Consider the following 23,156-nt stretch of genomic DNA (forward strand, 5'->3'; position numbering starts at 1 on the left):
ATCGTCGCGCGGCGGCATCGGCCCGGACCCTGCTATGGTGGACGGCCAACGTGCCGGTCAGCGGGGCGGGCCGCCCTCCTCGCATCTTGGCCACCCCCCACGCCCCGCTGGTCGCGCGCGGCAGGAGAACGCCGATGACCCCCGACATGACGCTCCTTCCCTGGGCTGCCTATGGCATCGACGCCTGGCAGCGCTCGGTGATGTTCCTCGATGTGCTGCGCCAGCGCGGCAACGCCTTCCTGGAACGCGAGGACGACCCGATGCGGAACGTCCTCACCTTCGGCTTCGATGTCGTGATGGACGGGCGCGACCTGCCGCGCCCGGTCAACTACTGGATGGCGCGCGTGACGCCGCCGCCCGGCGCAACGCCGACCGACCCGCTCAGCCGCCCCTTCATCGTGATCGACCCGCGCGCCGGCCATGGCCCGGGCATCGGCGGCTTCAAGGCGGAGAGCGAGATCGGCGTCGCGATCGCCGCCGGCCATCCCTGCTACTTCGTCGGCTTCCGCCCGCAGCCCGAACCCGGGCAGACCATCGAGGACGTCGTCCGCGCCATCGTCGCCTTCGCCGGGGAAGTCGGCCGCCGCCACCACGACGCCGAGGGCAAGCCCGTCACGATCGGCAATTGCCAGGCCGGCTGGGCGCTGCTGATGGCCGCCGCGATCCGGCCGGAAGTGTTCGGCCCGTTGATGGTCGCAGGATCGCCCGTCTCCACCTGGGCCGGGCGGCAGGGCCACGCTCCGATGCGCTACCTGGGCGGGCTGCTCGGCGGATCCTGGCTCACACACATGACCGGTGATCTCGGCGCCGGGCGTTTCGACGGCGCCTGGCTGGTGAGCAATTTCGAGAGCGGCAACCCGGCGAATACCTACTGGACCAAACAGTACGAGGTCTGGGCCGATGTCGACCACGCCGCGGATCGCTACCTTGGCTTCGAGAAATGGTGGGGCGGCCACGTCACGCTGAACGCCGAGGAGATGAACTTCATCGTCGACCAGCTCTTCGTCGGCAACCGGCTCGCAACGGGCGAGCTGACCTTCTCGGACGGCACGCGCGTCGACCTGCGGGCGATCGCCTCGCCCATCATCGTGTTCTGCTCGGAGGGCGACGACATCACGCCGCCGGCGCAGGCGCTGTCTTGGATCAGCGACCTGTACGGCGACGTCGACGACCTGCGCACGCACGGCCAGACCATCGTCTATTCCGTGCATGGCAGCATCGGGCATCTGGGCATCTTCGTGTCGGGCGGCGTCGCGAAGAAGGAGCACAACGAGTTCGCCACCAACATGGACATGATCGACGTGCTGCCGCCCGGCCTCTATGAGGCGGTGCTGCGGCCGGCCAAGGACGAGGCACGGTCCGACCTCGTGCGCGGCGAATGGCTGGTGAACTTCCAGTCGCGCGGTTTCGCCGACCTCGCGCAGCATGGCGGCACCGACGCCGAGGACGAGAAGCGCTTCGCCGCGGTGCGCCGCCTGTCCGAGACCAACGTCGCGCTGTACCGGCAGTTCGCCCAGCCGGCGATCCGCGCGCTGGCGACGCCGCCGGTGGCCGAAGCGCTGGCGCAACTTCATCCGGCGCGGCTGACCTACACGCTGTTCTCCGACCGCAACCCCGCCATGGCCTGGGTGCGCTGGGCGGCCGAGCAGGCCCGTGCCAATCGCCAGCCAAGCGCCGAGGACAATCCCGGCCGCGCGGCCGAACGCCAGGTCTCCGAGGCCATCACGCGCATGCTCGAGGGCTATGGCCGCCAGCGGGATGCGCTGACCGAGCGGATGTTCCGCGAGATCTACGCATCGCCCGCGATCCAGGCCCTGACCGGCCTGGCCGCCGAGACCGCACCGCCACGCGCGCGGCCCGGCCGCAGCCCGGACCATGACCGCTTCGTGGCGCTGGCCACGGAGCGCCTGCGCGGTGCCATGACCGAGGGCGGGCTGCACGAGGCGCTACTGCGCGCCCTGTTGTGGGTGCGGCTGCCGACGGCGAATGCGGATGAACGGTCCTTCGCGATCATCCGCCGCATCCGTGCCGCGGTCGGGCGAGAGAAGCTGCCGCTCGCGGAGTTCAAGCGCGTGATCCGCCAGCAATTCTTCATGCTGCTGATCGACGAGGCGCGTGCGATCGAGACCCTGCCCGCGCTGCTCCCCGACGACGCCGCCATCCGCGCCGAAATGCTCTCGGTGCTGCGCAGCGTCGTGGAGGCGGCCGGCGACATGCCGGAGGAAGTCGCGCGGCGGATGGCGGTGGTGGAGCGGATGTTTGTCGGCGATCCAGTGGCCGACTCGCCGAAGGTCGCGGCGCGCCGGATCCGGCCGGCGGCGCGGCGGGCCTGACGCCATGGCCCCGCCCGCCCCCAGGCGACGGGGCCGCCCGCATGCATGACGCCGCCTTGCCCGAAGGCCTCGAGGCCGCCGTCAGCGCCGCGGCCTCCTGGCTGAAGCTCGGGATCGAGGCAGTCAGCGTCGGCATTATCCTGGTCGGCATGGCGCTCGCGCTGGCGCGGCTGTTCGCGCTGTCGATCGGCCGGCCGGCCTGCGATGTGCGGCGGGGGCTGGCGCGGGTGCTGTCGCTGGCGCTGGAATTCCAACTCGCCGCCGATATCGTCGGTACCGCGATCTCACCCGATTGGGACCAGATCGGCAAGCTGGCGGCGGTGGCCGCGATCCGCACGTTCCTCAATTACTTCCTGCAGCGCGAACTGGCGGTGGAGGACAGCGGAGCGCCTGCCCCGACACGCCTCGGCGAGGACGCATCGACGGACCGGGGCGCGGAACGCCGATGATGGTCCCGCGTGCCATGCCACGCCGTGCCGGCTCACCACCGCAAACCCGGCGCCGCGCCCGTGTGGCGCATCGGCCGGTGGTCAGCGGTCGGTCCCCGGAGGGCCGTGCGGTGCCCTGTGGCCGCCGGTCGCGCAGGCGCGACTGGCGATGAGCGACGCACGGTCAGACGAGCACCGGCTCCAGGGGCTTTTCCCGCCGCTGTCCTGGCTGCGCGGCTATTCCCTTCCGTGGCTGCGCGGCGACCTGGTGGCCGGCGTGACGCTCGCGGCCTATGCCGTGCCGGTCGCACTGGCCTATGCGACACTCGCGGGGCTACCGCCGCAGGTGGGGGTCTACGGGTACATCCTCGGCGGGATCGGCTACGCGCTGCTTGGATCGTCGCGGCATCTCGCAATCGGGCCGACCTCGGCCATCTCGCTGATGCTCGCGGCGAATGTCGGCGCCATGGCGGGTGGCGACCCAGCGCGCTACGCAGCGATCGCGAGCCTGGCCGCCTTCGCCGTCGCCCTGTTGTGCCTGGTCGCCTGGGCGCTGCGGCTCAGCGTGCTCACGAAGCTGATCAGCGACAGCATCCTGGTCGGCTTCAAGGCCGGCGCGGGCATCACCATCGCGATGACGCAGCTCCCGGCGCTGAGCGGCGTGGCCGGGGGCGGGCAGAACGTCATCGAGCGCGCCATGGTGCTGGTCGGCCAGGTGCCGGGGCTCAGCCTGCCCACGCTCGCGGTCGGCCTCGTCGCGCTCGGGCTGCTCGTCGTGGGTGGCCGGGTGCTGCCCGGCCGCCCCGTCGCCCTCGCGGTGGTAGCGCTGTCGATCCTGGTGGCGGCCGTCTTCGATCTGGCAGACCACGGCGTGCGCGTGACCGGCCTGGTGCCCTCCGGACTGCCCGAGATCGCCCTGCCCGCCCTGCGACTTTCGGATGTGGAGGGCATCTTCCCGCTGGCGGCCGGCATCCTGCTGCTGGCCTATATCGAAGGGATCTCGGCCGCGCGCAGCTTCGCGGAGAAGCACGGCTATGCTCTCAACCCGCGTCAGGAATTCCTCGGGATCGGCGCGGCGAACCTGTTGGCGGGGCTTGGGCAGGGCTATCCCGTGGCGGGCGGCCTGTCGCAATCCGCCGTGGCGGAGAAGGCGGGGTCGCGCACGCCGCTCGCACTGATACTGGCGTCGGTGACCCTCGGCCTCTGCCTGCTGTTCCTGACCGGGCTGCTCGCGAACCTGCCGAAGGCCGTGCTGGCGGCGGTCGTGCTGACAGCCGTCGCCGGACTGATCGACATTCCGGCGCTGATCCGCCTGTGGCGCGTCAGCCGCCCGGATTTCGCGGCCGCCGCGGTCGCGCTGACGGGCGTGCTGCTGTTCGGGATCCTGCAGGGCATCCTGCTCGCGGCCCTGGCGTCCGTGCTGATCATGCTGGTGCAGACGAGCCGGCCGCATGTGGCCTTCCTCGGCAGGGTGCCGGGAACGTCGCGCTACGGCGACATGGCGCGCCATCCGGAGAACGAGCCGATCCCGGGCGTCGTCGCCTTCCGCCCGGAAGGGTCACTGCTGTACGTCAATGCGGAGGCGGTGCTTGACGCTGTCGTCGCGCGGCTCGGCACCGCAGCGCCCGGGACGCTACGCCTCCTGGTCTGCGACCTGTCCGCGGCGCCGCACCTCGACCTCGCGGCCACGGCGATGCTGCGGAAGCTGCACGCCGAGGTGGGCCGCCACGGCGCACGCCTGGCCGTGGTGGGGGCGCATGGCACCGTGCGCGACCTGCTGCGGCGGGAGGGCCTGGCGGACCTGGTCGGCGACATCGGGCGGGCTTCGACGCTTGAGTCCGTTCTCGACGGCGCGGCCGCCATGGTGCCGTGACGCGCAGCACGCTCAGGTCGCGCTGCGGGGCTTCATCAGCGGCGTAGCCCACAGCGCCAATGCCGGCCCGGCTCCCGGAGTGTGCAGGCGAAATGCACTGAACGGCGACGGATGATCGGTCCGGGCCGCCGCGTGCAGTTGGAGGCCGCAGTCCAGGACGCGTCGCGCGTCTCGCAAGCGACGTCGGGCGGCATCGGCGGGTTGGGCTCGGTGTAGCCAAACGACCTTCTGCTGGGCGGGACTCATCCCTGCGTGTCCCCGTCCCGCGGATGGCTTCCCCAAGGTGTCACGGGTTCGATCCACCTTCCCGTTGCCAGCGTCAACAAGAGGGTGCGCCGCGGGCGCGATGCGCGCCTGATCCAATCGCGCACGGGTCGGGCACCGGCGCGACGCGATGTCGCGCGAGGCTTGACCATGCGGCTGGCAAGAGCGCGAAGCGCGCGAGCCGCACCGCCCTCGGGCGTGGGGGAAGCAGCGCCAGACCGTTGTCCGCGCCACGAGGTGGCCGGTAGGGTCAGTGTTGTCTCGCCGTCCTACGCGGCCAGGTCATCGAGGAGCACGGCAGTGGCACAGGCCGCGACGGCGTCGCCAATCGCCGCTGCGATGGTCAGGCCGCAAGGCTGGGTCCGTTCGGAGGATTCATCGGCCTGCACCTTAGGTCTGCGCTCTCGCAACGATGTGGCGTTATACCTCTAAGTATATATCGAGATGCAAGAAGGCGGGACATGATGGCACTGCGCGACGGCGTCCTGGCCAAGACAGCGGCAGCCGCGTTCAGAACGCCGCGCCTGCCGGTGCGGGACTGCGACGGTGCCTTTCCCTCCCTGAACCTGCCGCGCCCGGCATCCGTGCCACGTGCCGCGCAAATCCTGCAGGACGCGCCGCCTCCGCCGCATCTGGGATCTTGGCGCGAGACTGCATTGTTCGATCGTCGACACCTGTCCGACCATGGACGAGTTGCGCCGCGTCGTGCGCAAGCTCGGCGCGGGAACCGCGGAGGCGAGCGACCACGCGCTGTACGGCATCGCTGTCGACCTGACGGCGCAGCAGGGTGTCTGCGCGAAGCTGGTCAACACGGCGCTCGATGACCGCAATCGCATGGCGATCCGGAGTCTCGGGGCGGCGACGGATGCCAAGGGCCTGCGCGCCGCGTGGCGCTATGCCCTGGCGGAAGGCGGGATCCCTGGCGCCTACTGGGCGGTGCTGACGCATCCCGGCGCGGACCAGGCGCTGATCAGCGAGGTATTCGGCGACATGCACATGCCCTCGCACCCGGTCGGCGCCGCGAAGCGCGCCGACGTCCGGCAGCTTGCCGCACAGGATCGCGAGATCACCGCGCTGCGCGAGACAGTAGCGCGCCAGCAGTAGCGCCTGCGCACCGCCTGACCAAGCGCGACGGGCGCATCCAGGCCTTGCAGGACATGCTGGTCGCGCGCGTGCAGGCGAGTGCGCCGGCCATGGCCAGTGAGCGCGGCGAAGTCGATCGGCTGATCGTCGGGTTGCCGTCGCGCCTGAATCGCGAGGCCACGCGCCGCGAAGCGGCAGAGGCTCGCGCGGCCGTGGCCCGCGAGGCGCTCAGGGCCGAACACGCCGCACGACTGCGGCTCGAAGCGCAGGTCGCCGCGATGGAGGCCGCGCTCGACCTACCAGAGGCTGGCAGACCCGCGACGTCGCGCTACGCCACGATTCTCCATGTCGGCGGTCGTTCCGGCCGAACCGCGCAGTTGCGACGTATAGCCGAGAGGCTCGGCGCCGCAGTGCTGCACTTCGATGCGGAGCAGGGCGCGGCGTTGCTGCCGGGCCGGGACGGACGCGCCAACCTCGTGGGTTTTCCTGTCGACTGCGCTGGTCACGACGCGGCCGTCGGCAGAAAGCGATTTGTGCCAGCAGCTGGGCCGGCCCTTCCAACCACTGCGAGTCACCGGCGTGGCCAGTCTGCTCGCGGCACTGCGGGAGACCCCGGCCAGGGCGGAGTGATAGACGGCGTCACCGGCTTACGCTATTTCCTGATACATACAACGTCCTCGGGAGACATGCGATGCGCCGCCGCTATCTGTCCCTCCTCGCCTCACTGGCGGTCGGCTTCGGCAGCATGGGCGCCCCGCGCGCGCAGGAGGCCGTCACCGTCTTCGCCGCAGCGAGCCTGACGGATGCGCTGCGCGACCTCGGCGCGCAATGGGCGGCGCGCGGCAATCCGGCGCCGCGCTTCTCCTTCGCTGCGTCGTCTGCGCTGGCGCGACAGATCGAACAGGGCGCGCCGGCCGACCTGTTCATGTCGGCCGACGAGGCCTGGGCCAATTACCTGCAGGAGCGCAACCTGCTCGTGAACGCCACACGGAGTTCACCGCTCGGCAATGCCCTCGTGCTGATCGCGCCGGCCAATGCGGCACGGCCGGTCACGCTCGCGCGCGGCACCGACCTCGCTGCATTGCTCGGGCCGACCGGGCGCGTCGCCGCCGGCGATCCCGCCCACGTGCCGGTCGGGCGCTATGCCCAGGCGGCGCTGACCTGGATGGGGCAGTGGGAGGCGATCGCGCCGCGCCTGGCGCGCGCCGACAATGTCCGCACCGCGCTGCTGCTCGTCGAGCGCGGGGAAGCTCCCTTTGGCATCGTCTATTCCACCGACGCGGCCGCCAGCCCGGGTGTGCGCGTGGTAGGCACCTTCCCCGCCGAGAGCCACGAGCCCATCACCTATCCCTTCGCGCTGACGCGCCGCGCGGACGGCAATGGGCAGGCCCGCACGCTGCTCGCCTTCCTGACGGGCGCCGAGGCCACGCCGACCTGGCAGCGCTTCGGGTTCATGCTCGCGCGGTGAGGCGCGGCAGGCACTGCGCGCGATGACCACCTGGCTGAGCCCGGAGGAATGGCAGGCCGTCCGGCTGAGCCTGGATGTCGCGACACGGTCGGTGATCGGGTCGCTCCTGCCGGCGATCGCCGCGGCCTGGGTGCTTACGCGCTATCGTTTTCCGGGCCGCGCACTGCTGGATGCGCTGGTGCACCTGCCGCTGGTCGTGCCGCCAGTCGTGGTAGGCTGGGGTTTGCTGATGCTGTTCGGCATCCGCGGGCCGATCGGCGCCCCGCTGCATGAGTGGTTCGGCGTGCGGCTGGTCTTCACCACCGATGGCGCGGCGCTCGCCACCGCGGTGATGTCCTTCCCCCTCATTGTGCGCTCCGTGCGCCTGGGACTGGAGAACGTGGACCAGGGGCTGGAAGCGGCTGCGCGCACGCTCGGCGCCGGGCCGATCGACCGCTTCCTCACCGTGACCCTGCCGCTGATGTCACCGGGGATCCTCGCCGGGGCAATTACGGCCTTCGCGGCGGGCCTGGGCGAATTTGGAGCGGTCATCACCTTTGCCTCGAACATCCCCGGAGAGACGCAGACGCTGCCGTTGGCGATCTACAGCGCGACGCAGACGCCCGGCGGCGAGGCCACCGCGGCCCGCCTTGCCCTGGTGTCGTTCACGCTGGCGATCAGCGGGCTCCTGCTGGCAGAGTTGATCGCGCGACGCATGCACCTGCTGCTGGGGCGCGGCTGATGCTGGAGGTAGCACTCCGCCATCGCTTCGGACGTCAGGGCTTCGCCATCGAAGCCGCCTTCACCGCGCCGGGCGATGGCGTGACCGCGCTGTTCGGCCCTTCGGGCTGCGGCAAGTCCACCATCCTTGCGGCCGTCGCGGGGCTGTTGCGGCCGGATGAGGGGCGCGTCGCGCTCGACGGCACCATGCTGCTCGACACGACCCGGCGCGTCTTCGTGGCGCCGGAGCGCCGCCGTTGCGGCCTCGTGTTCCAGGAAGCGCGGCTGTTCCCGCATCTCAGCGTCGAGACCAACCTGCGCTACGGGCTGAAGCGCGCGCCGCGCGGCACGACGGGGCCGGGCTTCGACGAGGTTGTCGCGCTGCTCGGCATCGCGGCGCTGCTGCCGCGTCGTACGGGGCGGCTTTCGGGTGGCGAACGGCAGCGGGTCGCGCTGGGCCGCGCGCTGCTGTCACGCCCGCGCCTGCTGCTGATGGACGAGCCGCTCGCCGCGCTGGACGCAGCGCGGCGCGGCGAGGTGCTGCCCTTCCTTGCGCGGCTGCGCGATGTGGCGCGAACACCGATCCTGTATGTCACCCACGCGCTCGACGAGGTCGATGCATTGGCTGACCGGATGGTGTTGCTCGAATCCGGGCGCGTGCTGGCCGAGGGCAGCGTCGAGGCGCTCACCGCGCGCACCGACCTGCCGCTCGCGGCACGGCGCGACGCCGGCGTGCTGGTCGCCTGCACGGTACGCAGCGCGCATGAGGGCCTCGCTACGCTGGACTTCGATGGCGGCGTGCTGGTCACGACCTCGCGCCCCGGTCCGCCGGGCACTCGGCTGCGGGTGCGGCTGCGCGCGCGCGACGTGGCGGTGGCGATCGAGCAGCCGCGCGGCATCTCGACGCAGAACATCATCCCCGTGACGCTCGTCGCGATCGACGAGGGCAGCGAGGTGGGCGAGGTGTTCTTGCGCCTCACGGCCGGACCGACCTCGCTCCTGGCGCGCGTGACGCGCGAAAGCGTGGTTCGGCTGCAGCTACGCCATGGCATGGCGGTCTGGGCGCTGATCAAGGCCGTGACCTTCGATCACCGCGTGGTCGGCGCGGCCATCACGACCGAGGCGGCGGAAGAACGCGCACTCGCGGTCAGGATGATGCCGAACGTCGTGCTGAAAGGATCTGACCGATAGGTCGATGTCGATTGATCTGGGCACACGGCCCGGCCTGCCAGCCTTCACGTCGTTGGCAACCTCGTCGCGCCATGGGATCGTATCGGCGGCTGCTGGGAGGAACGGATGGGGGCGACACCAAAGCAGCGTGGCACGGACAGGGTGGCGACCGGTGCGCTCAGCCTCCGCATTGACCTGCCAGAGGGACGCATCGGACCCGGGAAGATCGACCTTCTCGAGGCGATCGATCGCGAAGGGTCGATCTCGGCCGCAGGACGCGCGCTCGGCATGAGCTATAAGCGCGCGTGGGACCTGGTCGATGCGCTGAACAAGCTGATCGGCGAACCGGTCGTCGCGGCGAGCACGGGCGGCTATCGCGGCGGCGGTGCGACGCTGACCGATGCGGGGCGGAATCTGGTCGCGGACTATCGAGCCATCGAGCGGGCGGCCCATCGTGCGGCCGAACCTCGCCTCGCCGCCCTACTCAAGCGGACCAGGGGCTGAACCCGTCGGACGAGGACGCCACGCCGCGACCAATCGTGCGATGACCGAGGGGGCCGTGCGCCTCCGAGGAATCCACCCAGCCGGCCGTTGATCGAGCCGAAGGAGCCAGCGCTCACCTGATCAGCGCGAGAGGCCCGACTTGCGTACCCACGTCTGCTTGGAATGCGCGGCGGCGGTCTTTGCGACGGTTGAGAGGCTGAAGGTGGTGGGGTCGGCTTAGGCCGTGCCATCTGGCTCCGTCGTGCTTCCGTGAACGGGTCGGCCTTCAGCAACGTCTGCACCTGCGCCGCCAACTCGTCGAAACCCTTGCGCATGTCTGTCGCGCCGAGCGCGAGGTGCACGCGCATTCCGGCATGCAGCGAAAGCATCAGTCGTCCAGCGCCGCCGCCAGCCAACCCAGTACCTCCGGCACGATCGCCCCTCACGCCTGCAGCACGCGGCCGTTCCGCAGCACCTGTTCGATCGTCGCGCCGGACCGCGAAGGCCGTTCACGACGCGACGATGCACGAGCCTGCGGCCGCGGCGGCTGATCCTCGATGACGCGAACCGGCACCAGGGTGGGCGAGACCTCCGGCTCCATCCGCACCAGACCCGGCAAAATCCCCACGCAGGCCTGACGCCGCCACTCGAAGAGCAGGCTCCGGCTCATGCCGTGGCGGTCGGCGACGCCCGCCGCCGACGAACCGGGACGCATCGCCTTCTAGACCAGCGCGAGCTTCTGCTCCGTCGTCCAGCGCGTCCCCACTGCACCAGGCTGATCACCTCTCTCGCCTCTAACCGTCCGGCAACGCCCATACCCCAATGCGTAAGGGCGACAACCGACAGCGCGCCTCCCGGCCGCCGCGAAGGTCAGCCGACCAACCCCACGCTCCGCAAGGCAACCGAGGGAGGACGCTTACCGCGCATCCTTAGCTGCTGCGGCAATAGCACCCCGCCTTCCGAACAGGGCTTCAACTGGAGGCGCCCCGGCGTCGTTCGGAGACGCCGAGATCATGGTCCTAACGACCCGATCGATCGAGCTGTTCCGCCCCAACCCATCGCCTAGATCGACCATACCTCCGGATGACTGCAGCAGCGGGCCAGACACGGCATGATTTGGCCACCGCGGGATGAGCCCGCGCAGCGCCGGCGGCGCGAGATCCAAAAGCGGGCAGAACACGCCGTGTTCCCACCCGCGCGGCAAGGAGATGTCAGATGATGAAGCGACGCACCACCGGACTTCTGGCCGCGGCCACGATGATCGCCGGTTCGCGTGCTTTTGCGCAGCCAGCGAGACCGACCGTCGTGCTCGTACACGGCGCCTTCGCTGACGGATCGAGCTGGAACGGGGTGATCCGCCACCTCACGGACGAAGGCTATCCTGTCATGGCCGCTGCCAATCCCCTTCGCAGTTTGTCAGGCGATGCAGATGCGCTTGACGCAGCGCTGTCGAGCCTTCCGATGCCGGTGGTGCTGGTCGGCCATTCCTATGGGGGTTCGGTGATCAGCATGGCGGCCCGGGGCCGCTCCAACGTCAAGGCGCTCGTCTTCGTCAGTGCCTTCGCGCCCACCAGGGGGGAATCGGCAACGGCGCTTTCCGGCAGATTTCCCGGCAGTACGCTCGGCTCGGCTCTCGCTCAGCCCGTTCCCCTGCCTGGCGGCGGCAACGATCTGTATGTCCGGCACGACCGCTTCCACGAACAGTTTGCCGCGGATGTGCCGGCAGCAATGGCCGGCTTGATGGCAGCGACGCAGCGGCCGGTCACCGATACCGCGCTGAGCGATCCGGCAGGCGAGCCAGCCTGGACCAGCATTCCGAGCTGGTTCATCTACGGCGACCGCGACCGGAATATCCCGCCACAGGCGCTTGCCTTCATGGCCGAGCGCGCGAGCAGCCGCCGGACTGTCGTGGTGCGGGGCGCGTCGCATGTGCCGATGATCTCCCACCCGCACGCCGTGGCAGAGATCATTCAGCGCGCTGCGATCGAGACCTGATTGCAGGGGCGCCGGTCCCGGGCCGTCCCCCCGCCCGCCACTACCCACCGGCCCCTGCATGCGAGCGGCAGTCGCCTCCCCCGCGGCTGCCGCTCGCACCCCATGTCGTGTGGCGGCGAATCGCTGGCGCTGGCCGCCACAACGGACTGACCGGACGATGCCACGTGAAGGCGATTCGCCGCGGAAACGAGACGCTCCCCTCGCAGCCGGGACATCACTAAAGACACCGCATCCAAACGAGCACATCTACATCGCCATTCTGCCCACCGGCACCGCCGCGAAACACGGTGACCATGGTCGCCGCAACTGGCTCCGAACTTGCCGCTGCAGCCGTCATCGGTGACCATCTCAGCAAGGCCGACGCCACAGGGGTAAGGCCCGTTCGTGTAGCGCCATCCTTCGGGCCGCTCAGGGGAATGTGCAGCGAATGCCTGCCGAAGGGCAGCTGGTGATCCTCCTGCACGACTGGTCTTATGACAGCCATGCCTTCGATGATGTCACGCCGCTTCTCCCTGCCGCTGGCCTCCCGAGTCATTGCGCCATACCCGCGAGACCACGGCGCCACGCGCTGCCTGTCCGACTCCCCGCCACGCAACGGCCGGCAGGCGGTCATCGCGGCCGACAGTCTCGCCCTGATGGATGCCCTACACATCGAGCGGGCGACCGTCGCGGGCTTCGACCAGGGAGCACGCGCCGCCAATGTCCTCGCTACGCTTCAGCCTGGCCGCTGCACGGCGACGGTCTCGGTCAGCGGCTACAGGATCAGTAGCCAGGCTGCTGGCCGGACCCCGCTGCCGCCGACGGCCGAACACCAATGGTGCTACTAGTTCTATTCCGCCGCCGAGCGCAGGCGTGCCGCCTATCATGCTCATCGTGAGACCTTCGCGCAGCCGATCTGCCAGGGTGCCTCGCCGCGTTGGAGGTTCGAAGAGGCCACCTCCCAGCTATCGGCCCGTGCCTTCACGAAGCCCGACCATGTCGCCGTTGTGATCCACCGCGATCGCTGGCGCCTCGGCTTGGCGGAGGGCGAGCATGCCTCTGGTGCCAAGGAGGCCCGCCTGGCCGTCGCGCCAAGCATCGTGGCGGCGACCATCACGCTGGAGGCCGACGGGGGCCGCTCCCAGGTTGGACTTCAGCAGCAGCCGGCGATGACGCGTACTGCGCTGCAGTCGCTACGCCAATCGCATCGCCACCCATCGCATTGCTGCAGCAGAGGTGGAGTATTGCCGGCCCGTTCGGTCATGGCGCATCATCGAGGACGTTCTCCCCGCCCCTTCTAGTCGTTGAGAAACGCTGCAACGGACCGGTTGCCCAGGATGGTTCCCTCGCCGGCTGCGACCAGCGTGTCGACATCCGCGCGCGGCAAGGACAGGCCGGTCGGGATACGCCCAAGCCTTATCCTCAGATCAATATCCTGCACGTCCGACAATGACACCCGCGCAAGCAATCCGCGCACATCATGGCATGGCTTGCCATCCACCATCGGGGCACTGCGGCACCGTCTTTCGCGCTGGCGCAGAACGGCGCGAGCCAGTTCCCCGGACGTCACCGCGATCGTCTCCGCGTTGTAGTTGTCAATCTGGGCCCCCGATGCCGCGTCGAATATCTGTGACAGACTGTTGACGCGCGGCTGTCGCGAGATCGCGGGGTCCGTCGTGGACTGGCCGTCGACACTGATCAGCAGGATCCTCCTGACTGGCATCGCTTGCGCGGCGAAGCGTGGCTCATCCGTACCGCCGAGGAGTGTGAAGTTGTGCATGGCCCGCATCGCAAGATTATCGGCAATGCCGCCATCGAGAAGATGAATCCATGGCGTACGCTCGCGGTCGGCCATGGTTTGCGCGATCCGTCGGAGCCGAGCCCGATCGTCCATTGTGGTGGCTGTCATGGCAGGCTCTTCGCGCGGTAGCGGCACGTCGCAATCCGCTCCTCGGTGGTTGGTGAGCGTGATCGGCGTGAAAAGCAGCGGAAAGCCGTTCGACGCCGCCACGGCGCGCGCCAGGGGAAACCGTCCAAGATCCGAACAGATCGCGTCGAAGACTCTCGGGAGGAACGGGAAGGCCACGCCGCTCGCAAGATCCGTCGCATTGATCGATAGGCGCGGTCGGCCACGCGCGAACAGGTCGCTGAATGTCGCGCCACGGAACATCAGCGCGTCGTACACCTCCGCCATGCGGTCGTTGGTCGCGGCAAACGGGCTGAACAGGCCGTGCCAGTGCCAGGGCAGGAGGTAGCTACCCCAGACATAACTGGCGATGTCGCGATACAGGAACTCCTCGGGAAACGTGGTGAAGGAGCGCTGGCCGTGCAGCGCGTAGTGCGCCGCGGCGAAGCTGCCACCCGAGACAGCGGCGAGCTGGTCGACTTCTGCCAGCAGATCGGATGGCGGGCCGCCTGCCCGGACGGGCACCGCGCGCATCCCCCGCAAAACGCCATGCGCGAAGGCGGCAGACCGCTTGCCGCCGCCGGACAACGACACGAGGATCAGGAGATCTGGCCGACCGCTCGCCGCATTCAGGTCTGCGAGGTCATAGTGGCGGTTGCGCACGCCGTGCGGCAGCGGGAGGTTGGTGACCGGCGCCGCAGTGCTGCAACCCACGAGCACGTGGAGCCACAACAGGAGCGCAACGCGCCAGCCTGGTGACCTCAGGCGCAGCCATGACTGATCGCTTCTCGAAGCCGGCGCGACCCTCCGGATCCGCAGGCCATCGGCTCCGGTGCCGTGGCGCGAGTGTGGTCGCGGATCACTGACTCGCGATGCATCGCCGGCCAATGATCCCAACGAACCGCGGCCACTGCGGCCAGGACGCTCGGCCTGCTTCATGGTGCGCTCCAGAATGCGTTCGAATCGTGCTGACGTCGGAGGAAGGTGCGGTCCGCTATCCGGAGGCTGGTCGCATCCATTCGCCGATGGCTTGGCTCGCGCTGCCTACCAACGGTTTAGCGCCGCGTGGCGCTGATGGAGGCATCTCTCTCCGGCACGGAGCGTCCCCGCCCGCTCCGTGCTGATCGAGATTCACTTCAGCGACGTTCAGCCTTGGATGAAGGCAAGAATGTCGGCGTTGATCACATCGGCATGGGTGGTCGCCATGCCATGCGGAAAACCCGGATACGTCTTCAGCACCGAGCGGCGCAGAAGCGGGGCCGACAGGCGTGCAGAATCGGCGATGGGCACGATCTGGTCGTCCTCGCCGTGCATCACGAGCACGGGCACCTGGATACGACGCAGATCCTCGGTGAAGTCGGTCTCGGAGAAGGCCTTGATGCAGTCATAATGCGCTTTGGCGCCGCCCATCATGCCCTGGCGCCACCAGTTGTCGACGACACCGGGGATGATCTCCACGCCCGGCCGGTTGAACCCGTAGAACGGGCCGCTTGGCACATCCCGGAAGAACTGCGCGCGGTTCGCGGCAAGCGCGCTGCGAAAGCCGTCGAAGACCTCCATCGGCAGCCCGCCCGGATTGGCCGCGGTCTTGAGCATCAGCGGCGGCACGGCGCCGATCAGAACGGCTTTGGCGACTCGGCCATGCCCGTGCTGCGCGACATAGCGCGCGACCTCACCGCCGCCGGTGGAATGGCCGACATGGGTCGCGTCGCGGAGATTCAGATGGGCCGCGAGCGCCGCGACATCGGCGGCATAGGTGTCCATGTCATTGCCCTTGTCGGTCTGGGTCGAGCGCCCGTGCCCGCGCCGGTCATGCGCGATGACGCGATAGCCCTTGGACACGAAGAACAGCATCTGGGCGTCCCAGTCGTCGCTGCTCAGCGGCCAGCCGTGATGGAAGACGATGGGCTGACCGGACCCCCAGTCCTTGTAGAGGATCTCGGTGCCATCGGCGGTGGTGAATCGGCTCATGTGGGTCTCTCCGTGGGTTGCGGTGGGCCGCGCGTTGGAACGCGGCTGCGCGACGGCCGGTCGTGCTCCGTGCACCGCCAGGGCGGATGCGATCGCACCGCTGGCGATCAGCAGCTCACGTCGAGCGTGCGCGCTGTCGTCCGTGGGATGTGAGGAAGTCATGGCTGGCTCCTGTGAGGGCTGCCGTCAGACGGCGCACGATCTATCCCTGCGGGCCCGCCACGGGTCTTGGAGCATTATCCGCTGCCTTGGAGCGTCATCGTCGCGCGGTACGCGGACAGATCTTCAATCGCGCGGCCCTCGGCCCAGCGAAGACTGCGGCATTGCCACCACCATGAAGGAGCGCGCAATGACCGCCATCAATCCGATCTATGCCGACCCGCCGAACCCGGCCCTGCCACCGACGGATGTCGCGCTGGCGCCCGGGCGCGCCGCGCTGCTCGTCATCGATCCGCAGATCGACTTCCTCAGTCCGAAGGGCGTCGGCTGGGGCGCCTTCGGGCAAAGCATCGTCGAGCACGACACCGTGGCCAACCTTGGCCGCCTGTTCGAGGCGGCGAAGGCTGCGGACATGCCGGTGATGATCTCGCCTCACTACTACTATCCCTACGATCATCGCTGGGATTTCGCCGCCGGCGGCGAGACGCTGATGCACAAGCTGCGCATGTTCGACCGGCCGGATCCCCTGTCACTCAAGGGCTTCGACGGATCGGGCGCCGACTGGGTGCCCGAGTACAAGCCCTACATTCAGGATGGCCGCACCGTGGTCTGCTCCCCGCACAAGATCGCCGGCCCGCAGACCAACGACGTCGTCTTCCAGCTGCGGAAGAAGCGCGTCGACCAGGTGATTCTCGCAGGCATGGCCGCGAACTTCTGCGTGGAATCCCACCTTCGCGACCTGGTCGAGAAGGGGTTCGAGGTCGCCGTCGTGCGCGACGCGACCGCCGGCAGCAAGGTGCCGGAGGGCGACGGCTACCTTGCCGCCCTCGTCAACTTCCGTTGGTTCGCGAACGGACTCTGGTACACGCGGGACGCCGTCGATCGCATCGCCACGCTGGCGCGTGGCAAGGTCGCGGCGTGAGGCGTGTGATGCCACTCGTCCCCGCCTCCTTCTTCGGCATGGTGTTGGGCCTGGTCGGCCTCGGCACCGGCTGGCGCATCGCCACCCGATTGTGGGGCCTGCCTGCTATCGTCGGCGAGGCCATCCTGCTGCTCGCCGCGGCCGTCTGGGCCATCCTGCTGATCCTTTATGTTGGCAAATGGCTCTTGGCCCGCGATGCGGCGTTGGCCGAGGCCGCGCACCCCGTTCAGTGCTGCTTCGTCGGCCTGGTCGGCGTCGCGACGATGCTGGTCGCGGGCGCCGCAATACCGCTGAGCCGCGAACTCGCCTTGATCCTCTATGCCCTCGGAGCGGTGTTCACCCTGGCCTTCGGCGTGTGGCGGTCGGGGCAGCTCTGGCATGGCGGGCGGGACGGCACCACGAGCACGCCGGTGCTCTACCTGCCGCTGGTCGCAGGCAGCTTCGTCTCAGCCACGGTGGCAAGCACGCTCGGCTACGCCGACTGGGGCGCGCTCGCCTTTGGCATGGGCTTCTTCGCCTGGCTGGCGATCGAATCTGTGCTGCTGCACAGGCTCTACACCGGCCCTGCCTTGCCGCCCGCGCTGCGCCCGACGCTCGGCATCCAACTCGCTCCGCCGGTTGTCGGAGCGATCAGCTACCTGTCCGTCCATCCCGGTCCGCCCGATGTCATGGCGCAGGCCATGCTCGGCTACGGGCTGATGCAGGCGTTGCTGCTGCTGCGCCTGCTGCCGTGGATCCTGGAGCAGCCCTTCGCTCCGTCCTACTGGGCGTTCAGCTTCGGCGTGACGGCGCTCGCCAACGCCAGCCTCATCATGACGGAACGCGGTGCCGTTGGTGCCGTCCCCACCCTGGCGCCTTGGCTGTTTGGCGCTTCGGTGCTGGTCATCCTCATGCTCGTGGTCGGCACGCTCGCGCGGATCCTCGGCAGCGGCCTGGGCCTCGAGCGGCGGCCCTTGCGTCTGGCCATCCGCTCCTGACGCCATGGGTCGGGGCTCAGCGCCCCGACCCCGCTGCCACATGGCGTCGCAATGCGAGCCAGGAAAGCAGCAGCGCCAGCAGTTCGCAGGCCGCGCCAAGTGCGCCGTTCGCGCGGACCGAGACATGCTCCACGGTCAGGCCGCCCAGCGCGGCGCCGATCGAGAAGCCGAGGAACATGAAGGTTGCGTTCAGCGACAACATCAACGCGGCATTCTCGGCGCCGGCAATGCCGATGAGGCGCGACTGCTGTGCCGGGAAGAACGCCCAGACCGAGATCCCCCACACCGCGATCGCGACAATGAAGGGCAGCAGCGCCGTTGCGGGTGGTAGCCACGCTGCCATCGCCGAAAGCGAGACGAAGACGAGTGAGAGGATGCCGAGGCTTGGCACAATGATCGCGGCCGTTCCCAAGCGATCCGTGCCGATCCCCCCGATAACCAGCCCGAGCCCGGCCGACGCGCCCCACAGCAGCACCAGGGCCGGCACCCAGCTTGGCGGCACGTCGGCTGTGATCGCGGCGATCGGCGCGAGGTAGGTGTAGACGCTGTAGGCGCCCATGGCCCAGAACATCGTCGCCAGCAGCGTCGGCACCGCGGAGGCGCGGCCGAGCAGCGCCAGGCGGGCGCCGAGATCGGGGCTCCGCTGCGCCGGGCCGCCCACATCACGCGGCAACCCGAAGCGCACGGCGAACGCCGCGACGATGGCCAGCGCGCCGACGGCCGCGAAGGTCGTGCGCCAGCCGAGCTGATGCCCCAGCAAGGCGCCGATCGGCACGCCCAGCGCGATCGCGATGGTGGAGCCGCCATTGACGATGGCAAGCGCCCGCCCGCGCCGCGCCGGCGGCACGATGGTCGCGGCGAGCGCATTGGCATTGGGAACAAACAGCCCGGCTGCCAGCGCAAGCAGCACGCGTGAAGCGAGCAGGGCCTCGAAGCTGCCGGCCAGGGTTGCGACGAAATTGCCGAGCGCGAAAACGAGCATCGCGCCGAAGAGCATGCGGCGGCGATCCATGGCCGCGGTGAGGACCGTCAGCACCGGCGATCCGATCGCGTAGGCGAAGGTGTAGATGGTCACGAGCTGTCCGACCGCGCCGAGCCCGACGCCGAGATCACGCGACATGTCGGGCAGTAGCGGGGCGATCATGAAGGCCTCCGTCCCGACCGCGAAGGTGCCGAGCGCGAGCTGCAGGATCGGGCGCATCGTGCGCTCAGGCATTGCCGCGCTGGATCGCTGCAGTGATGTGATGTTCGTGTCCATGGATCGGGTCATCCGCTGCTTCGTGGAAAGCGGCGAGGATGCCGACGACACCGCAGCGAGGATTGGACGTTCGGTCCCCGCCCTCTGCGCGAAGCCACGATCGATCGCCTCACCGCGCGACGCACCGCGGCGCACCAAATCGACAAGCCGCGATAACCGCGAACGATGATGCTGTCGCACAAGGTGGTGGCCCGTGCGCCGCCAGATGGAGGCCGCATGATCGAGCTGACAATCAATGGAACCGTTCGTCGTGTCGACGTCGAGCCGGACACTCCGCTGTTGTGGGTGATCCGCGATACGCTCGGCATGACCGGGACGAAGTATGGCTGCGGCATCGCGCAATGCGGTGCCTGCACCGTCCTGGTGGATGGGCAGGCGACGCGATCCTGCGTGACCCAGGCGGACAGCGTGGTCGGCGCCCGCATCACGACCATCGAGGCGATCGAGCAGGATCCCGTCGGCCGCCGCGTCGTAGAGGCCTGGGTTGGGCAGCAGGTGCCGCAATGCGGCTACTGCCAGTCGGGCCAGGTGATGGCGGCGACGGCGCTGCTGCAACAGACCCCGAAGCCGACCGAGGAGGACATCGGGGCCGCGATGACCAACCTCTGCCGCTGCGGAACCTACAACAACATCGCGGACGCCATTCGCAGCGCCGCCGCGCAAGGCTGAGGAGCATCACCATGGATGGCATGCCGCTCAATCCGTCGCTGCCACGGCGCGCGCTGCTCGGGGCGCTGGTGCTTGGCGTCGCGCTCCCCGGCGGTGGCCGGTTGGCCCGCGCCCAGGCGGCGGCCGTGCAACCTGGCACGCGCGTCACAGCCTTCCTCGAGATCCACCCGGATGGCGGCTTCAAGTTGCTCAGCCCCTATGTCGAAGGCGGCCAGGGCATCAACACCGCGATGGCACAGATCCTCGGCGAGGAGCTCGATCTCGACCCCGCGCGCTTCACGGTCGAATGCGCGCCGCCCGGCCCGGACTACGTGCTGGTCGATGGCCTCCGCGTGACCGGCGGATCTTCCTCCACGCGCTACTCCTATGATGCGATGCGCCGGCTCGGCGCGACCGCGCGTGACATGCTCATCCGTGCGGCCGCGACGCGGCTGCGAGTTCCGGCGGCGCAGCTCCGCACTGAGAACGGCATGGTCATCCATGCCGCGACCAACAGTCTGCTGAGCTATGGCGAGCTCGCCGCCGCCGCCATGGCGCTGCCGCAGTCACCGGATGTGCCGCTGCGCGACCCGGCAAGCTTCCGCTACATCGGCAAGCCGTATCCGCGGCTCGACGTCCGCGACAAATCGACCGGGCGCGCGCAGTACAGCATCGATGCCGCGGTGCCGGGCATGAAGCTGGCAGCGGTGCAGCATGCCCCACGCATCGGCACAGTCGCCGGCGCATTGCGCAACGAGGCTGCGGTGAAGTCCATGCCCGGGGTGCATTCCGTGCACCGGCTGGGCGACGCCGTCGCCGTCGTTGCCGACAGTTGGTGGCGGGCCCGCAAGGCGGTCGAGGCGCTGGAGGTCGATTGGGTTGCTGGCCAGGGCGGCATTCCGGCGGATTTCTCCTCGGCCGGCATGCTCGCCGCCCTGAAGGCGGATACCGGCGCCGGCTTGGCCGCCGAGACGATCGGCGATGCCGATGCCGCGCTGCGCGGCGCCGCGCGGGTCATCGAGGCCGAGTACGACGCCCCCTACCTGTCACACGCGCAGCTCGAACCCCCTTCGGCGCTGGCGCGGTTCGACGCCGATGGGCGCCTGCACCTGTGGCTGCCCAACCAGATGCCGGACCTGTTCCAGGGTGTGGCCGCGCAGGTCGCCGGGATCGATCCGTCCAAGGTGGTCCTGCATTCCCCGATGCTGGGTGGCTTCTTCGGCCGCCACTTCCTCTACAACAATGCAAGCCCCTTCCCGCAGGCGATCCTCCTCGCCAAGGCTACGGGCCTGCCGATCAAACTGATCTGGAGCCGAGAGGAGGAATTCGCCCGCGACGCCGTGCGCCCCATCGGCTACGCGCGCTTCCGTGCCGGTCTTGACGCGCAGGGCAAGCCGGTCGCCTTTCACGCGCGGGTCATCGGCGAAGGGCCGCTCGGCCGCTACTTCGGCCCGGCCATGGGGAATCCGCCGGTTGATTCCTCGGCCGTGGAAGGCATCGTCGGGCGCCACTACGCCATCCCCAACCGCCGTACCGATTACGTGAAGCATCCGCAGCCGGCGGTGATCGCCTTCTGGCGGTCGGTCGGCCACTCGATGAATGACTTCTTCCACGAATGCTTCTTCGACGAGATGGCGGCTGCCGGGGGACAGGACCCCTATGCGCTGCGGCTTGAGCTTTTGAAGGACAAGCCGCGCCAGCGCGCCCTTCTCGAAGCGGTGGCGGATCTGTCGGGCGGCTGGCGCCGTGGACCCTTCGCGGTCGATGGCGCGCAGCGTGCGCGCGGCGTCGCCATGGCATCGCCCTTCAACAGCGAGGTCGCGACGATCGCCGAGGTCTCGGTCAAGGATGGCGAGGTCGTGGTGCATGACATCTGGGTCGCGATCGACCCGGGCTCCATCGTCAACCCCGCCATCATCGAGCGGCAGGTGCAGTCGGCCGTGACGCTCGGCCTCTCGTCCGCCCTGCTCGAACAGGTGGTCTACGAGAATGGCGCGCCCCAGGCCCGCAACTTCGATGCCTATCCCATCATGGCACGCGACCGCATGCCGCGCGTGCATGTGCGCATTGTTGCGAGCGGTGCGCCGATGGGCGGCATCGGGGAGCCCGGCCTGCCCGGCGTGCCGCCCGCCGTCGTCAATGCGGTCGCCGCCCTGACCGGCCAGCGCGTGCGCTCGCTTCCCCTCTCGAAGACCCGCCTCGGAGCCAGCTGATGCGACCCTTTCCCATCCTTGCCACGCTTACGACACTGCTCGCCGCGACACCCGCCTCGGCAGCGGACGCCGATCACGGCAGGACGCTGTTCCAGCGCCAATGCGCGTCCTGCCACCAGGTCGCGCAGCCACGCAACGGCGTCGGCCCTTATCTGCAAGGCGTGGTCGGGCGTCCCGCAGCAAGCGTCGGCGGTGCGAACTACTCGCCCGCGATGCGGCAATCCGGCATCACCTGGACGGCCGAGGATCTGAATGAGTTCCTCGCCAACCCCGCGGTGAAGGTGCGCGGGTCGCGGATGACGAACCGCGTGCCGAACGCGACCGACCGCGACGACCTGATCGCGTTCCTCGCGACGACGCAGGCGCCCTGACAGGTCGGCCGCACGCCCCACGGATCCAGCAGAGGTAGAACCCATGTCACATGTTTCGAATGCACCGCGTACGGCCCTGATCACCGGGGCGTCCGGTGGCATCGGATCCGTCTATGCGGATCGCCTGGCCCGCCGCGGATACGACCTTGTCCTGGTGGCGCGGCAGGAAGCGCCGCTGCGTGCAGTGGCCGATCGCGTCGCGGCCGCCTCGGGCCGGAACGTGACCATCGTCGTCGCGGATCTCGGCGATGCCTCTGACCTTCACCGCGTCGAGGCGCTGCTGCGGGACGCGCCGCGCATCGGCATGCTGGTGAACAATGCGGGCTTTGGCGGCGTCACCTCGCTGGCCAAGAGCGACGTCGACCGGATGGAAGCGATGATCGCGGTGAACGTCACGGCACTGACGCGCCTGACCTACGCCGCGGCGCCGGCATTCCTGGCCCGCGGTGGCGGCACCATCGTCAACATCGCCTCCATCGCGGCCCTCGCGCCGGAACTCCTGAACGGGGTCTATGGGGCCACCAAGGCCTATGTCCTTGCCTTCACACAATCCCTGCAGCACGAGCTCGGCAACCAGGGGCTGCGCATCCAGGCCGTGCTGCCGGGCGCCACCGCCACCGCGTTCTGGGGCACCGCGGGGCTGGGCGATTCCAGTGATCTTCCGTCGGCCATCGTGATGACCGCCGAGAACCTCGTCGATGCCGCACTGGCGGGCCTCGACTCAGGCGAAGTCGTCACCATCCCGCCCCTGCAGGATGGGACGGAATGGACGCGCTACGAAGCGCAGCGGGTCGCGATGGCGCCGCATCTGGGTCACGCGCAGCCGGCCCCGCGATACAGCCTGCCCCGCCCGGAAGCGGCGTGACTGCGCCGTGCCAGGCCTTGCTGCGGCGTTGGCTTGGCCGCCGACCCTCGACTGTGCTGATCTCCCGCCGTGCCGCGCCATATTGCCATGC

The 23,156-nt window shown here is 69.3% G+C and carries 21 protein-coding genes; 16 read left to right on the forward strand and 5 right to left on the reverse strand.

Features of this window, described 5'->3' with window-relative positions; genetic code table 11:
* Positions 1-134: 134 nt before the first annotated feature.
* The 8 genes from MWM08_RS21275 (at position 135) to MWM08_RS21310 (ending at position 9,822) form a co-directional block, all read left to right on the forward strand.
* On the forward strand, positions 135-2,333 hold the full coding sequence (locus tag MWM08_RS21275) for a DUF3141 domain-containing protein (protein WP_244408512.1): 2,199 nt from the start codon (positions 135-137) through the stop codon (positions 2,331-2,333).
* Positions 2,334-2,374: 41 nt separating this feature from the next.
* Positions 2,375-2,782 (forward strand): DUF1622 domain-containing protein, encoded by a 408-nt coding sequence (locus MWM08_RS21280; RefSeq protein WP_244408513.1) that lies wholly within the window; start codon positions 2,375-2,377, stop codon positions 2,780-2,782.
* 148 nt (positions 2,783-2,930) lie between these two features.
* Positions 2,931-4,634, forward strand: a complete 1,704-nt coding sequence (locus MWM08_RS21285) for a SulP family inorganic anion transporter (RefSeq protein WP_244408514.1) — start codon at positions 2,931-2,933, stop codon at positions 4,632-4,634.
* Between the two features lie 855 nt (positions 4,635-5,489).
* Entirely contained in the window at positions 5,490-6,002 is a 513-nt protein-coding gene (locus MWM08_RS21290) for a hypothetical protein (RefSeq protein ID WP_244408515.1), read from the forward strand.
* 670 nt (positions 6,003-6,672) lie between these two features.
* On the forward strand, positions 6,673-7,449 hold the full coding sequence (modA, locus tag MWM08_RS21295; RefSeq protein ID WP_244408516.1) for a molybdate ABC transporter substrate-binding protein: 777 nt from the start codon (positions 6,673-6,675) through the stop codon (positions 7,447-7,449).
* A 22-nt stretch (positions 7,450-7,471) separates the two neighbouring features.
* On the forward strand, positions 7,472-8,170 hold the full coding sequence (gene modB, locus MWM08_RS21300; protein WP_244408517.1) for a molybdate ABC transporter permease subunit: 699 nt from the start codon (positions 7,472-7,474) through the stop codon (positions 8,168-8,170).
* On the forward strand, positions 8,170-9,339 hold the full coding sequence (modC, locus tag MWM08_RS21305) for a molybdenum ABC transporter ATP-binding protein (RefSeq protein WP_244408518.1): 1,170 nt from the start codon (positions 8,170-8,172) through the stop codon (positions 9,337-9,339). Before modB ends, modC begins: the two co-directional genes overlap by 1 nt.
* 105 nt (positions 9,340-9,444) lie before the next feature.
* The gene (locus tag MWM08_RS21310; RefSeq protein WP_244408519.1) at positions 9,445-9,822 is read left to right on the forward strand and encodes a winged helix-turn-helix domain-containing protein; all 378 of its coding nucleotides are present in this window, start codon (positions 9,445-9,447) and stop codon (positions 9,820-9,822) included.
* On the opposite strand, the gene tnpB is transcribed toward MWM08_RS21310, so the two are convergent.
* Both tnpB and MWM08_RS21315 read right to left on the reverse strand, forming a co-directional pair.
* A complete protein-coding gene (gene tnpB / locus MWM08_RS26355; protein ID WP_341482827.1) occupies positions 9,744-10,190 on the reverse strand; it encodes an IS66 family insertion sequence element accessory protein TnpB in 447 nt (148 codons plus the stop codon). The two genes, MWM08_RS21310 and tnpB, sit on opposite strands and share 79 nt — an antisense overlap.
* Before the next feature lie 53 nt (positions 10,191-10,243).
* Entirely contained in the window at positions 10,244-10,471 is a 228-nt protein-coding gene (locus tag MWM08_RS21315) for a hypothetical protein (RefSeq protein ID WP_244408520.1), read from the reverse strand.
* 545 nt (positions 10,472-11,016) lie between these two features.
* Here MWM08_RS21315 and MWM08_RS21320 point away from each other — a divergent pair.
* Together MWM08_RS21320 and MWM08_RS21325 are read left to right on the forward strand one after the other, a co-directional pair.
* Complete coding sequence (locus tag MWM08_RS21320; RefSeq protein ID WP_244408521.1) at positions 11,017-11,796, forward strand: alpha/beta fold hydrolase; 780 nt, start codon at positions 11,017-11,019, stop codon at positions 11,794-11,796.
* Positions 11,797-12,287: 491 nt separating this feature from the next.
* Entirely contained in the window at positions 12,288-12,623 is a 336-nt protein-coding gene (locus MWM08_RS21325; RefSeq protein ID WP_244408522.1) for an alpha/beta fold hydrolase, read from the forward strand.
* Positions 12,624-13,072: 449 nt separating this feature from the next.
* Here MWM08_RS21325 and MWM08_RS21330 read toward each other — a convergent pair whose 3' ends face one another.
* Entirely contained in the window at positions 13,073-14,620 is a 1,548-nt protein-coding gene (locus MWM08_RS21330; RefSeq protein WP_244408523.1) for a patatin-like phospholipase family protein, read from the reverse strand.
* A 207-nt stretch (positions 14,621-14,827) separates the two neighbouring features.
* Positions 14,828-15,652 (reverse strand): alpha/beta fold hydrolase, encoded by an 825-nt coding sequence (locus MWM08_RS21335; protein ID WP_244408524.1) that lies wholly within the window; start codon positions 15,650-15,652, stop codon positions 14,828-14,830.
* 349 nt (positions 15,653-16,001) lie between these two features.
* Here MWM08_RS21335 and MWM08_RS21340 point away from each other — a divergent pair, with 349 nt between their 5' ends.
* The gene (locus tag MWM08_RS21340) at positions 16,002-16,733 is read left to right on the forward strand and encodes a cysteine hydrolase family protein (protein ID WP_244408525.1); all 732 of its coding nucleotides are present in this window, start codon (positions 16,002-16,004) and stop codon (positions 16,731-16,733) included.
* 8 nt (positions 16,734-16,741) lie between these two features.
* Positions 16,742-17,710 carry a dicarboxylate transporter/tellurite-resistance protein TehA gene (gene tehA / locus MWM08_RS21345; RefSeq protein WP_244408526.1) on the forward strand — a complete coding sequence of 323 codons (969 nt, stop codon included), beginning with the start codon at positions 16,742-16,744 and terminating at the stop codon, positions 17,708-17,710.
* A 16-nt stretch (positions 17,711-17,726) separates the two neighbouring features.
* Here the strand turns inward: tehA and MWM08_RS21350 are convergent, their stop codons facing one another.
* Positions 17,727-19,310 carry an MFS transporter gene (locus MWM08_RS21350; RefSeq protein WP_244408527.1) on the reverse strand — a complete coding sequence of 528 codons (1,584 nt, stop codon included), beginning with the start codon at positions 19,308-19,310 and terminating at the stop codon, positions 17,727-17,729.
* Here MWM08_RS21350 and MWM08_RS21355 point away from each other — a divergent pair.
* Genes MWM08_RS21355 through MWM08_RS21370 form a run of 4 tightly spaced genes read left to right on the forward strand, consistent with a single transcriptional unit; the run spans position 19,248 to position 23,065 of the window.
* Positions 19,248-19,637: a (2Fe-2S)-binding protein gene (locus tag MWM08_RS21355; protein WP_244408528.1), complete on the forward strand. Its 390-nt coding sequence runs from the start codon at positions 19,248-19,250 to the stop codon at positions 19,635-19,637. The two genes, MWM08_RS21350 and MWM08_RS21355, sit on opposite strands and share 63 nt — an antisense overlap.
* An 11-nt stretch (positions 19,638-19,648) precedes the next feature.
* The gene (locus MWM08_RS21360) at positions 19,649-21,829 is read left to right on the forward strand and encodes a xanthine dehydrogenase family protein molybdopterin-binding subunit (protein WP_244408529.1); all 2,181 of its coding nucleotides are present in this window, start codon (positions 19,649-19,651) and stop codon (positions 21,827-21,829) included.
* Positions 21,829-22,200, forward strand: coding sequence for a c-type cytochrome (locus tag MWM08_RS21365; RefSeq protein WP_244408530.1), 372 nt, complete (start codon positions 21,829-21,831; stop codon positions 22,198-22,200). The genes MWM08_RS21360 and MWM08_RS21365 overlap by 1 nt, the downstream gene beginning before the upstream one ends.
* A 43-nt stretch (positions 22,201-22,243) precedes the next feature.
* Complete coding sequence (locus MWM08_RS21370; RefSeq protein ID WP_244408531.1) at positions 22,244-23,065, forward strand: SDR family NAD(P)-dependent oxidoreductase; 822 nt, start codon at positions 22,244-22,246, stop codon at positions 23,063-23,065.
* Positions 23,066-23,156: the final 91 nt, after the last annotated feature.

Source organism: Roseomonas fluvialis (assembly GCF_022846615.1).
Taxonomy (GTDB): domain Bacteria; phylum Pseudomonadota; class Alphaproteobacteria; order Acetobacterales; family Acetobacteraceae; genus Neoroseomonas; species Neoroseomonas fluvialis.